Consider the following 12,977-nt stretch of genomic DNA (forward strand, 5'->3'; position numbering starts at 1 on the left):
GCTAACCACACGCGAGGATCGTGGCTTCCACGATCCTCGCGTGTGGTTTGTATTTGAGCTCCAATCGAAACTTCTCGTAGAGCCGGTTCAGGTTCTCCTCGTCAGTCTCCGCACGCTGCAACCGTTCCTTCGCCACCTCGCTTGCTGAGCTGCGGCTTCCACGACCCGAGCGGCGCCCCCGGAGTTGGGGTGGCCCGGCAGCGGCGGATGACGAAGGTGACGCGGTCACCGTATTCCGCGCGCAGCGACCACACCCGAGCTGGACGTGTGACAGGCGCTACGGACCTTGAGATGCCCGCGACGGGTCAGCTGGCCGCCCTGTTGGACTCATCAGCTTGCCTCGCCGGAGTTGTACCGGCGACGAACGATTCGAGATCGTCGAGGGTCTGCTGCATGTGCTCGTCCATGGCTGCGCGGGCTGCGCGGCGATCGCCCGAGGCGATGGCTGCGCGAATGGCGCGGTGGTGGCGCAGGGCGTGCTCCCGGATCTCGGGAACGCTCGACGTTTCGGTGCGTGACCGCTCGAGCTGGCGCCGCATGGGATCGAAGATGGCGGCAACGAACGGATTTCCGGTCCCTTGCAAGATCGCGTCGTGGAATGCGATGTCGGCAGCTACGAACGCGTCGACTTCTTGCGAGTCGGCGGCACGTTGCATATCCACCAGCGAGTCGTCGAGCTGCTGCAGCAGTGCGGGAGTGGACCGCTCAGCGCACAGTTCGGCCGCGCCGGTCTCGAGCATCCGCCGCACTTCGAGGAGCGCCTGCGAACGGAAGAGCCCATCGCCGTCGGTCAGGCGGGACAGCGCCTCGAGGTCCGCCCAGCTCGTGCGCGGATTGACGAAGGTGCCGGTACCGTGCTCCACCCGGAGAATCCCTCGCTGAGCGAGGTTCTTCACCGCCTCGCGCACGGTGAGCCTGCTGACGTCCATCTGCTTGGCCAACTCGGCCTGCCCCGGCAGCGGGCGATCTGTCTCGAACTCCCCAGCTGCGATGGCGTCGAGGAGCCGCGACGCGATCGCCTCGACGAGACTCGTGCGCCCCACGACCGCCTCCCATCACCGGCTGCTTCCGGCGTACAGAGTATCCGCTTCCCACAACGGCCGGGCAGCGCATCACTTCCGCTCCCGGTGGCACCATGCTACCTTCCGTCAGATATCAGACCTCTGATCTCAAAGGAGAGACTGTTGCCGAGCTCGCTCGAAGAGTTGGTCGCCCAGTCCCCGCCAGCAGCCCTGGTGAACTCCGCTGACATCTCGGCAGGGCTCTCGCCGGACCACGTCTTCGTCGTCCTGGACGACGACCCCACCGGCACGCAATCGGTCGCGGACCTGCCGGTCCTCACCAGTTGGAGCGTCGAGGCGTTGACTTGGGGCCTGCAGCAGGGACGACCTGCCGTCTACGTGCTGACCAATTCACGCTCGTTGGACCCCACCGAAGCTGAACGCCGGAACGCCGAGGTCGCAGCGAACGCCTACCAGGCCGCCGAGGGGGTCGGCTGCACGATCGAGTTCGTCTCGCGGTCGGACTCCACCTTGCGCGGCCACTTCCCGCTCGAACCGCGGGTGCTCGCCCAACAGGTCCACCGTCACACCGGCGTTCCGGTGGACGGCGTGATCCTCGTTCCGGCCTTCCCGGACGCCGGGCGAATCACCGTCGATGGGGTCCACTACGCGGGTTCCGCGGCCAACGGGTTCACCCCGGTCGGCGACACCGAGTTCGCCCAGGACGCGACGTTCGGCTATCGCAGTTCAGACCTGCGCAGCTGGGTCGAGGAGAAGACCGGCGGAGAGACATCCGCCTCCGAGGTCCTCACGATCGACCTGGCGACGCTGCGAACGGACCGCGAGTCCGTCGTCGCCACCCTGCTGCAGGCCGCATCTGCGCAACCGATCGTCGTCGACATCGTCGACGAGTCCGACATGCGGCAACTCGTCCTCGCTCTCCACGAGGCCAGAGCTGCGGGCCGGCGTTTCCTCCACCGGGTCGGCCCTCCTTTCGTCCGAGCGCTGATCGGACAGGATCCCCGCCAGCCGCTGCGAGCGACCGAGCTCAACGCCCTCAACGGTGAGACCCGCACCGCCACCCGGGGCGGACTCGTAGTCGTCGGGTCGCACGTCTCGTCCACCACGCGGCAGCTCGACGCGCTGCGCGAGCGGCATGCCCCGGTCGAGTTGGAGATCGACATCGACCAGGTGCGCGACGGCCGCCGGGAAGACCATCTCAGCGAACTCGCGCGGACCACGCTCGCAGCGCTGTCCCACGGCAACGTCGTCATCCGCACCGCACGGACGCTGGTCACCGGCTCGGACGCGCGCGACTCCCTCGCCATCGCACGCACGGTCAGCGCCGCCGTCGTCGAGCTGGTCCACCGGGTGATCGAGAGCATCACCCCGCGATTCGTGGTGGCCAAGGGCGGGATCACCTCGTCCGACGTCGCCGCGCACGGGCTGGGCATTGAGCGCGCTTTCGTCCGCGGCCCGATGCTGCCCGGAATCGTCTCGCTGTGGGAGCCGATGGGCGGGCCCGTCAAGGGCGTCCCCTACGTCGTTTTCGCAGGCAACGTCGGCGGTCCCGAAGCGCTCGCGGATGTCGTCGAGACCCTTTCCCGCTGATAGCCACCAATTCAGAGGAGAACACCATGAGCGAGAACCCGACCGTCGCCGTCCTGGGCCTCGGAGCAATGGGGCTGCCGATGGCCACGCGGTTGGCCCTCGGCCACCGAACCGTGAACGCCTACGACATCGATCCCGCCCGGCGCGAACTCGTCGCTGAACACGGTGCCGCCCCGTACGGCTCCGCACGTGAGGCCGCGAGCGGCGCCAGCACCGTCATCGTCGCGGTGAGGGACAGCGCCCAGCTCGAGCAGGTGCTGTGGGGCTCCGACGGAGTCGCGGACGTGCTACCCCCCGGAGCGGCCGTCGTGCTCACCTCGACCATCGGTGTCGACGCCGTCCGGACGGTCGCCGCACGCCTCGCGGAGCAAAACCTGCACCTCGTCGACGCGCCCGTGTCAGGCGGCCCGGCTCGAGCTGGCGAGGGCGACCTGCTGATCACCGTCGGCGCGACCGATGAAGCGTGGCAGCTCAGCAAACCGGTTCTCGATGAACTGGCGAGCACGCTGACCAGGATCGGGCCCGAGCCTGGTGCCGGCCAGGCCATGAAGACGGTCAACCAGCTGCTGTGCGGTGTGCACATCGCGGCCGCAGCTGAGGCGCTGGCACTGGCCGACGCTTTGGGCTTGGACCAGCAGGCAGCCCTGGAGACCTTGATGGCCGGCGCTGCGGAGTCGTTCATGCTCGGCGACCGCGGCCCCCGAGCCATCCGCGCCTACGACAACGACACCGAGGTCCGCAGTCGGCTCGACATCTTCGTCAAGGACATGGCGATCGTCAACACGGCCGCCCGCGCAACGGGACTGGCCGCTCCGGTCGCTGCCGCAGCCGAGCAGCTCTTCCTCCTGGGCTCGGCTCAAGGCAAGGACGCCTCCGACGATTCCAGCGTCATCACCGTGATCGCTCCCCACCCGAACCGCTGAACGAGCCTCAGCCGAGCCGCCGGGGTATCCACGCGATCACCGGTGGTCTGCGGTGCGGGGTCGATGTCGGTTCTCCGGTCAGCGATGACCTGCCGCGTCCGTTCCACCTCACCGGCGCGATCGAGCAGGCGCGCATCACCTTGCAGGACGACGGCGCGAACGATCCCGCTGCGACCTACACCAGCGCCCTCCGCGAGGAATGACCCCACCCGACCGCATCACTCGAAAGCGAGGATCATGCTCAGCCAGGGCACAGCCGTCATCAGCAACGCGTCGGTCGACGGTCGCGCCGTCGGCGCTTTCGCCACGTACAACCTGGAACAGGTGGAGGCCGTCGTCGCCGCCGGCGAGCAGACCGAACTACCGGTTCTCCTGCTCGCCGGGTCCAGCCACTTCCGTCACGCGAACCGACGGCTGCTGGCGGTGCTGGCGCTGACCGCCGCCGAGCACGCCCGCACCGAGGTCGGAGTGCACCTCGATCACTGCCGCGATCTCGACGAACTGCGATGGTGCGTCGAGGCCGGCTACAGCTCGGTGATGTACGACGGCTCGCACGACCCGTTCGAGCAGAACGTGGCGGGAACTGCGGACGCGGTCCGCATCGCTCACGACCGGGGTGTGTGGGTGGAGGGAGAGCTCGGCGCCGTCGGTGGCGATGAAGACGTCTCGACCGGTGTTCGCACGGGCGCGATGACCGATCCCCAGCAAGCGGCCGAGTTCGTCGATCGCACCGGGGTCGACGCACTTGCCGTTGCGGTGGGCAATGTCCACGGTTTCTCGCCCGACGCCCGGCTCGATCTGGAGCGGCTGGCGGAAATTCGGCAAGCGGTATCGGTGCCGCTCGTCCTGCACGGGGCGAGCGGATTGCCCGCCGAGGAGGTGCGGAAGGCGATCAAGCTCGGTGTTGCGAAGATCAATGTGAACGCCGAGCTTCGCCGCGCCTACCTCGATGCGGCAGCGGCAGCCCTGCCCGACCTCGTTGAGGGCGCCGACGCCGTCGGGATGTGGCGTGCCGGGCGCCAGGCCGTCCAGCAACAGGTCGTCGAGACCCTGCTCGCCTACGGCACGTAGCGTGCGCGCCCTGACCTGCGCTCACCAGACCGCGGGTCAGGGCTGCCACCTTGGTGGTCAGCGCGGCCCGATGTGCGGTCTCCGCTCGGGCTCCAGGATCCGTTCCAAGAGCTCGACCGGCGCTCGGGTGCGAAACTCGGCGAGGGGGCGTGCCCGCCGCGCCTGGGGACTGCCATCGTGAGCCTTGTCGTCCGTCCTCTCCCTGCCGAGGAGGCATAATGTCCAATCTCGAGCGTCGCTCGCGCCAGGTCACCGACGGCATCGAGCGCACGGCTGCGCGCGGCATGCTCCGCGCCGTCGGGATGCGCGATGCGGACCTGGCCAAGCCGCAGATCGGCATCGCGTCGAGCTGGAACGAGATCACCCCCTGCAACCTGTCCCTGCAGCGCTTGGCGCAGGCGGCGAAGGAGGGCGTGCACCACGCGGGCGGCTACCCCATGGAGTTCGGCACGATCTCGGTCTCCGACGGCATCTCCATGGGCCACGTCGGTATGCACTACTCCCTGGTCAGCCGCGACATCATCGCCGACTCGGTGGAGACCGTCGTCGAAGCCGAGCGGCTCGACGGCACCGTCCTGCTCGCCGGCTGCGACAAGTCCCTGCCCGGCATGCTGATGGCCGCCGCCCGACTCGACCTGGCCGGGGTCTTCGTCTACGCCGGGACGATTCTGCCCGGGCACATCGACGGCCGCGAGGTCAACATCGCCGATGCGTTCGAGGCCGTCGGGGCCTGCGCCCGCGGACTGATCACCCGCGAGGAACTCACCGAGATCGAGCACGCCATCTGCCCAGGCGAGGGCGCGTGCGCCGGCATGTACACGGCGAACACGATGGCCAGCGCGGCCGAGGCGCTGGGGATGGCCCTGCCGGGCTCGGCCAGCCCACCCGCCGTCGACCGGCGACGCGACGGCATCGCTCGCGCCTCAGGCGAGGCGGTGATCGGGCTGCTGGAAAAGGGGATCACCGCCCGGCAGATCCTGACCCGGAAGGCGTTCGAGAACGCGATCGCCGTCGTCCTGGCGTTCGGCGGGTCGACCAACGCCGTGCTGCACCTGCTCGCGATCGCCGCCGAGGCGGAGGTGCCGCTGACGCTCGACGACTTCAATCGCATCGGCGACCGCGTCCCGCACCTCGCCGACGTCAAGCCCTTCGGTGCGCACGTGATGAGCACGGTCGACCAGGTCGGCGGGGTGCCCGTGGTGATGAAGGCCCTGCTCGACGCCGGCCTCCTGCACGGCGACGCCCTCACCTGCACAGGCCGCACCGTCGCGGAGAACCTCGCCGAGATCGACCCGCCGGACCTCGACGGGACCGTGATCCACGCGATGAACGACCCCATCCATCCGACGGGCGGAATCACCATCCTGCGCGGCTCGCTGGCCCCGGACGGTGCCGTGGTCAAGTCCGCAGGCTTCGACGCCGCCGAATTCCGCGGGCGCGCCAGGGTGTTCGACGGCGAGCAAGGCGCCCTCGACGCCGTCACCGACGGGACCGTCGTCGCCGGCGACGTCGTGGTGATCCGGTACGAGGGCCCGCGCGGTGGACCAGGAATGCGGGAGATGCTCGCCGTAACCGGGATGATCAAAGGAGCGGGACTGGGCAAAGAGGTGCTTCTGGTTACCGACGGCCGGTTCTCCGGGGCCACGACCGGCCTGTGCATCGGGCACGTCGCTCCGGAAGCGACCGACGGCGGCCCCATCGCGCTGGTGCAGGACGGCGACCCGATCGTGCTCGACATGGCCGCCAAGACCCTCGACCTCGACGTTCCGCCGGAAGAGCTGGAAAAGCGCCGGAACGGCTGGACCCCGCGCACCCCGGAGCACCGCACGGGCGTGCTGGCGAAGTACTCGAAGCTGGTCGGCTCCGCGGCAACTGGAGCAGTCTGCTCCTGAGCTTCTTCCAAGCAGACCGTGCCTCCCAGGGAGTCGGGCCCCTCGGGTCGCGAGCGGGCTCTGGAGGATCTCCCGACGGGAAAGCGCACCGCGCCGGCTACGCATCGAGCTTCCAAGCCGGTTCCGCGACTCGGCTGTGGGCCCGGCCCGACACGGGGCCTGAACACCGCCGGCGAACGTCAACACCGTCGTGCGCCACAACAGCTAGTGCGAAGAAAGCCGGTGCGGGCTTCGGTTCGCCCGCACCGGCTTTGGCTTTGGCTACTTGGTCAGACGTTCGCCGGTGGACACCGAGAACGCGTGAATTGCGTCCGGCCTAGGCCGCAGGTGAACCTGTTCACCTGCGGCCGGACAGGTGCGGGGGTCGACCCGGGCGACGACGTCCAATTCACCGCGGGAGGGATCGCCTCCGGTAAGCGTGCAGTAGGCGTAGGCATCGGAGCCGAGTTCCTCGACGAGCGTGACTGTGCCGATCATGCTGTCCTGACCGGCGCTGACGATGTCGAGTGCTTCCGGCCGGAAACCGAGCGTCACCGTGGAGGCACCGTCGGCGCTGGCTGCGTTCGCGGTGGATCGTGGTAGTGGGAGGACGGTGCCGCCCAGTCGCACTCCCCCGTCCACGAGGTCGCCGGTGGCGAGGTTCATCGCTGGCGAGCCGATGAAACCGGCCACGAAGGCGTTCGCGGGCTGCTCGTAGAGTGCGCGCGGGCTGGCGCACTGCTGGAGTACGCCGTTGTTGAGCACGGCAACGCGATCGCCCATGGTCATGGCTTCGACTTGGTCGTGGGTGACGTACACGGTCGTCACGCCGAGCCGTCGTTGCAGCGCGGCGATTTGGGATCGTGTCGACACGCGAAGCTTGGCATCCAGGTTGGACAGTGGCTCGTCCATGAGGAATACCTGGGGTTCGCGCACGATGGCCCGGCCCATGGCCAACTCGCTGGCGCTGGCCACCAGAGAGCGCCCTGGGCTTGCGATCGAGATATGGCTCCAAGTCGAGCAGTTCAGCCGCGCTGGCGACGCTCTCGTTGATTTCCCTCTTCGGCACGCCGGCCATTTTCAGCGCGAAGCCCATGTTCTGGGCCACGGTCATGTGCGGGTACAGGGCGTAGTTCTGGAACACCATCGCGATGTCCCGGTCTTTGGGTGACAGGTTCGTCACGTCGCGGTCGCCGATGTGGATCGCACCGGAGTCCACGTCTTCCAACCCTGCCAGCATCCGCAGGCTGGTGGACTTCCCGCACCCAGAAGGTCCGACCAGGACCAGGAACTCGCCGTCCGTCACATCCAGCTCGAAACTGTCCACGGCGGGCCGCTCGGCGCCCGGGTACTGCCGGGTGGCTTTGTCATAGGTGATGCCTGCCATCAGCTTCCTCTTTCCTCGGGCGTGGCGTTCACAGCGACAGCCAGACGGCGGTATCCGGCAGGAGGACGTCACTGCTCAGCTGGTCGCTGGCCAGCAGGGCGTGATCGTGGTCAGGCAGCGGGTAGGGCTCTGCTGAAAGATTGACGACGCAGGCGAAGCCGGGTGCGCGGGTGAACGACAGGACACCGTCACCGCCGTGGTTCCAGGTCAGGTCACCTTCACCGAGGGCCGGGTGTTCGCGGCGGATGCGCAGGGCCGCGCGGTAGAGCTCGAGCATCGACCGGGGGTCGCCGGTCTGGGCTTCGGCGGTCAGGTCCTTCCATGCCTCTGGTTGCGGCAGCCACGGATCAGCCAGGGCTCCGGCTGGGCTGAACCCGAACGGTGCCTTGTCGCCCGACCATGGCACTGGCACCCGACAACCGTCCCGGCCGCGTTCGGTGTGTCCGGAGCGCTCCCACACCGGGTCCTGCAGCAGCGCCTCGGGAAGGTCCTCGACCTCGGGGAGCCCCAGCTCCTCGCCCTGATAGATGTAGGCGCCGCCGGGCAGCGAGAGCATCAGCAACGCTGCGGCTCGGGCCCGGCGAGTTCCCAGCTCCAGGTCCGTGTCCCCATCGGCGGTGTAGTGCTGGCCAGGGACCCAGTTGACGGCCGGGCGCCCGTAGCGGCTCGGGTGCCGAGGGACGTCGTGGTTGGACAGCACCCACGTGGCCGGGGCTCCGACAGCGGCCAGTGTCGACGTCGTGGTGTCGATGACCTTGCGCAGCTGCTCGGCGTTCCAGGGAGCTTGGAGGAAATCGAAGTTGAACGCGGTGTGCAGGCCATCGGTGCGGACGTAGTTCGCCAGGCGCCGCGGAGTATCAGCCCATGCTTCGGCCACGAACTTCCGGTCGCCCGGGTATTCATCGGCGATGCGCCGCCAGCTCCGGTAGATCTCGTGCACCTCGTCGCGGTCCCAGTGCGGGTGCTCGCCCTCGGGATAGACGTATCCGGAGCCCTGCGGTGCGACGACGTCCGGAAGATCGGTGTCCTTGATCAGCCCGTGGGCGACGTCGATGCGGAAGCCGTCGATGCCGCGGTCGAACCAGAAGCGCAGGATCGATTCGAACTCATCCCGCACCTCGGGGTGCGCCCAGTTCAGGTCGGGCTGTTCCGGGGCGAACAGGTGCAAGTACCACTCGCCAGGGCTGCCGTCAGCTTCGGTCACCCGGGTCCAGGCCGGACCGCCGAAGCACGAATTCCAGTTGTTGGGCGGCTTTTCACCGTTGGCCCCCTTCCCTGGGCGAAAGAGGTAGCGCGCACGTTCGGGACTGCCCGGACCGGCGGCCAGGGCGGCTTGAAACCACTCGTGCTGGTCCGAGGTGTGGTTGGGCACGAGGTCCGGGATGACGCGGATCCCGTGCCGGTGGGCTTCGTCGATGAGCTTGTCGGCATCGTCGAGCGTGCCGAAGCGTGAGTCGATGTCGCGGAAATCGGCGACGTCATAGCCAGCATCGGCCTGTGGGGACGGGTACCAGGGGTTGATCCAGATGGCGTCAACACCGAGATCGCGCAAGTACGGCAACTTCGACCGGATTCCGGCGATGTCGCCCATTCCGTCGCCGTTTCCGTCGGCGAAGCTGCGGATGTAGACCTGGTAGATCACCGCGTCGCGCCACCACGGCCGCGACACGGACGAATCGATCAAGTACTGGTCAGTCATCGGACGAAGTTCTCCTCAGGAGGTCATTGGGCTTACTTGACGCCGCCGGCGGTGAGCCCGGCGACGATGCGGCGTTGGAAGATCAGCACAGCGATGACGAGCGGGATGGTGACGACGACGCCGGCCGCCATCTGGGTACCGAAAGGCTGCTCGAATCCCTGCGATCCCGTGAACTTCGAGATCGCGACGGTCACGGTCTGCATTTCCTTCTTGTTCACCATCGACAGCGCGATGATGAATTCGTTCCACGCCATGATGAACGTCAGGATCGCGGTGGTGAAGACACCCGGCGCGGCCAACGGAAGGATCACCTTCCGAAACGCCTGCCCCGGCGTGCAGCCATCGATCATGGCCGCCTGTTCCAGCTCCACCGGCATCTGCCGGAAGAACGCCGTCAGGTTCCACACCGCCAGCGGCAGCGCGAACGACAAGGTCGGTGTGATCATCGCCTGGTAGGTGTTGATCCAGCCGATGTCCGTGAACAGCTTGAGAAGCGGCACCACCAGGGAAATGCCGGGGAACATGCTGCAAGCGATGATCAACGCCAGCACCAGCGTCTTGCCGCGGAAGTGCAGCCGCGCCAAGGCGTACGCCGCCGAGATCCCCACGATCAGCGTGAGGATGGTGGTTACACCGGCCACGATGAGGCTGTTGAGCAGCGCGAAGCCGAACCCGGTTCCCGGGGCGAAGACCGCCAGGAAGTTGTCCACCGACCAGACTCTCGGCATCAGGTGGAGGTCGTACTGATCCGACGGGCGACGGAACGCGGTGACCAGCATCCAGTAGAACGGCGCCAGGCAGAACACCACGATCGCGGCGATCCCGAAGTTGGGCAACCAGCGCTTCCAGGCGGGTTCCTGCGACTTGGCACGGACCGATGGTGCGCGGGTGATCACGCCATCACCGCCTTTCCCGATTTGGAACGGGCTTTACGCTTCCCTCGACGCCGGGTGTGGGCTTCGCCGATGATGTCCGCACCGAGCAATTTGACGAAAGCAAGGGCGACCAGGGCGACATATCCGAACATGATCGTGGCGTAGGCGGCCGCGGGCCCGTAGTTGACATTGGTGGCCTCCTGCCAGGCCAACATGGACAGAGTCTCCACCGAGTACTTCTGCTGACCGATCAGCACGAACGGAAGGTCGAACATCCGCAACGCATCCAGCAACCGGAACAGCACCGCCACCAACAACGCCGGTTTGACCAGTGGCAGCGTGATGCTCCAGAAGCGCCGCCACGCGGTGGCCCCGTCGACCTTGGCCGCCTCGTACAGCTCTTGGGGGATCATTTGGAGGCCCGCGAGCGTCAGCAGGCCGACGAACGGCGCGGTCTTCCACACTTCGGCGATGATGACCGCGAGCTGGGCCTGCGGACCATCGGTGCTCCACAGGACCTGTTGCCCCAGCAGGCCGTTGGCGACGCCGTCTGGGGCGAAGATCCACCGCCACAACAGGCCGGAAACGGCAGTCGGGATCGCCCACGGAACCAGCACGCTGGCACGAACGAGACCTCGTCCGCGGAATGCGCGGTGCATGACCAGCGCCATCGCCATGCCCAGTACCGTCTCCAGGATAACCGTGGTGACGGTGAAGAACGTGGTGTTGAACATCGCGTTCCAGAACCGTCCCGCGCCCGCGCCCACGATTGCGTCGGCGTAGTTGGCCAGGCCCACGAACTGTTCGCCCTTGATGACGAATCCGTCTGCGTCGAGCGTCTCGCCTTCGGTGTAGAAGGACTGCCGCAACGTCGACAGCAGCGGGTACAGCACCACCAAGCCGAGGACCAGCAGTGTCGGCGAAACCAGCACGCCTGCGAGCCTCTTGGTCGCAGCGTTCCGGCCCTTCCTTCTCTTGCCCGCTTTTCTGGTCTTGTGCGCCTGCTTCAGGTCGTCCGCGGGGTGCGCAACGGTATCGGTCGTCGTCATGACATCCCTCGCGATCGTGCGCTCATGAAACCCTGCGTCATGCCTTGATCAGCCGTTCGAGACGCTGCTGCAGGTCGGCGAGCGCCTCATGAGAGCTCTTGTCGCCCGACAACGCGCCGTAGACCTCGTCCTGGATCGCTTGCGTCACTTCGCCGTAGTTGATGACGCGGGGCCGCGGCTGAGCACTGGCGATCGAGTTCCTCAACACCGGCAGATAGGGGTACTTCGCCTGCAAGGCCGGATCGTCGTAGACCGAATTGAGCGAGGGCGCGAGCGCTGCCACGTCTAGTGCGAACTTCTGCTGCTGCTCGCTGGTACGGAACTTGATGAAGTCCATTGCTGTGGCCTTGTTCTCGCCATAGGCGGAGATCGCCAGGTTGTGGCCGCCGAGGGCTGACACACCAGGGCCCGTCAGTCCCGGCAGCCTGGTTACATCGAATTTTCCGGCCACGGACGAGGAACCATCGGTCTTGCTCAGGCTCGACCACTGCGCAGGCCACCAGCGGCTGAAGACGACCTTTCCGTCCTGGAATGCCTTGCGCGACTCAGCTTCCTTGAACGCGATGGACTCGCGCGCGATCATCCCCGAACGGAATCCGTCAACCAGGAATTCCAGCCCGCGCTCGGCCTGTGGCGTGTTGACCCGCGCTTTGCCGTCCTTGCCCACGATCTCACCGCCTGCGCTGTGCACGGCCTCGGCAAAGTTCGCGACCAGACCCTCGTACTTCTCGAACTGTCCTGTGTAGCACGACATTCCAGCTGCCTCAGGAAGCGAGAGGACCTTCTCGCAGACCTTCTGCATGCCCTCCCACGTCTTTGGCGGGGTAGCACCGGCCTTGGCCAGGAGGTCCTTGCGGTAGTACAGCATCGCACCGTCCGAACTGTGCGGAACGGCGAACAGGCGGCCACGATATTTCGCGCTCTCCAGATTCGGCTGCAAGAACCTCGAGCTGTCGAGCTGCTCCTCGGGCAAGCGTGAGATCCAGCGATTGGCGGCGAACTCCGGCAGCCACACGTGATCGAGATCCAGGACTGTGAAGGCGTCCGATTTCGTCTGCGCGTTCTGGATCATCTGCTGGCGCTGTTCGTCGCCGGAGGCAGGGAGCTCGATCAGCCTGACCGGCTCCTGCGGATGCGCCTTGTTCCACTTGTCGACGATCTTCTGATTCAGCCCCGAGCCGTCATCCTTGCCAGTGGCGAAAGTGATCGGACCACGGCCTTCCAGCTTGCCCGAGGTCTCAGAGCTCTGGGAACCGCTACTGCACGCAGTCGCGACCAGCAGCGACGAGATCATAATCGATACAGTAGTGGCACGTCTCAACTTCACGTCGATCTCCTTTGGTCGACATCTCGCCGGGCGCCGCAGTGCGAGATCAAACGATCTTCATGCGCACCGCCGGTGGCTACCCGGACGGTCGGCGGGAGCAGCTGGCCACTATCGGCGCACCCCCACAACTCAGCTCAAGGTCGTCGAGCAGTTGCGTAGCCAG

Annotated in this window: 9 protein-coding genes and 1 pseudogene; 4 read left to right on the forward strand and 6 right to left on the reverse strand. The window is 66.9% G+C overall.

The window, feature by feature from the left end; translation table 11 throughout:
• Window positions 1-305 precede the first annotated feature (305 nt).
• Window positions 306-1,043 (reverse strand): FadR/GntR family transcriptional regulator, encoded by a 738-nt coding sequence (locus tag ABD289_RS20475; protein WP_344135319.1) that lies wholly within the window; start codon window positions 1,041-1,043, stop codon window positions 306-308.
• 141 nt (window positions 1,044-1,184) lie between these two features.
• Between ABD289_RS20475 and ABD289_RS20480 the strand changes: the two genes are divergently transcribed.
• The 4 genes from ABD289_RS20480 (at window position 1,185) to ilvD (ending at window position 6,498) form a co-directional block, all read left to right on the forward strand.
• Window positions 1,185-2,612 carry a four-carbon acid sugar kinase family protein gene (locus tag ABD289_RS20480; RefSeq protein ID WP_344135322.1) on the forward strand — a complete coding sequence of 476 codons (1,428 nt, stop codon included), beginning with the start codon at window positions 1,185-1,187 and terminating at the stop codon, window positions 2,610-2,612.
• A gap of 26 nt (window positions 2,613-2,638) precedes the next feature.
• The gene (locus ABD289_RS20485; RefSeq protein ID WP_344135325.1) at window positions 2,639-3,535 is read left to right on the forward strand and encodes an NAD(P)-dependent oxidoreductase; all 897 of its coding nucleotides are present in this window, start codon (window positions 2,639-2,641) and stop codon (window positions 3,533-3,535) included.
• An 84-nt stretch (window positions 3,536-3,619) separates the two neighbouring features.
• Window positions 3,620-4,606 carry a class II fructose-bisphosphate aldolase gene (locus ABD289_RS20490; protein ID WP_344135328.1) on the forward strand — a complete coding sequence of 329 codons (987 nt, stop codon included), beginning with the start codon at window positions 3,620-3,622 and terminating at the stop codon, window positions 4,604-4,606.
• Window positions 4,607-4,824: 218 nt separating this feature from the next.
• Window positions 4,825-6,498, forward strand: coding sequence for a dihydroxy-acid dehydratase (ilvD, locus tag ABD289_RS20495; protein ID WP_344135331.1), 1,674 nt, complete (start codon window positions 4,825-4,827; stop codon window positions 6,496-6,498).
• Between the two features lie 261 nt (window positions 6,499-6,759).
• On the opposite strand, the pseudogene ABD289_RS20500 reads toward ilvD, so the two are convergent.
• From ABD289_RS20500 to ABD289_RS20520, 5 genes and pseudogenes are all read right to left on the reverse strand, one after another.
• Window positions 6,760-7,864: pseudogene (locus ABD289_RS20500) on the reverse strand (ABC transporter ATP-binding protein).
• A gap of 28 nt (window positions 7,865-7,892) precedes the next feature.
• Window positions 7,893-9,563: a glycoside hydrolase family 13 protein gene (locus tag ABD289_RS20505; protein WP_344135334.1), complete on the reverse strand. Its 1,671-nt coding sequence runs from the start codon at window positions 9,561-9,563 to the stop codon at window positions 7,893-7,895.
• A 32-nt stretch (window positions 9,564-9,595) separates the two neighbouring features.
• Complete coding sequence (locus ABD289_RS20510) at window positions 9,596-10,459, reverse strand: carbohydrate ABC transporter permease (protein WP_344135337.1); 864 nt, start codon at window positions 10,457-10,459, stop codon at window positions 9,596-9,598.
• Window positions 10,456-11,487: a carbohydrate ABC transporter permease gene (locus tag ABD289_RS20515; RefSeq protein WP_344135340.1), complete on the reverse strand. Its 1,032-nt coding sequence runs from the start codon at window positions 11,485-11,487 to the stop codon at window positions 10,456-10,458. The genes ABD289_RS20510 and ABD289_RS20515 overlap by 4 nt, the downstream gene beginning before the upstream one ends.
• Window positions 11,488-11,524: 37 nt before the next feature.
• Window positions 11,525-12,781 carry an ABC transporter substrate-binding protein gene (locus tag ABD289_RS20520; RefSeq protein ID WP_344135343.1) on the reverse strand — a complete coding sequence of 419 codons (1,257 nt, stop codon included), beginning with the start codon at window positions 12,779-12,781 and terminating at the stop codon, window positions 11,525-11,527.
• Window positions 12,782-12,977 lie beyond the last annotated feature (196 nt).

This window comes from Saccharopolyspora halophila (genome assembly GCF_039531955.1).
In the GTDB taxonomy this organism is placed as follows: domain Bacteria; phylum Actinomycetota; class Actinomycetes; order Mycobacteriales; family Pseudonocardiaceae; genus Saccharopolyspora; species Saccharopolyspora halophila.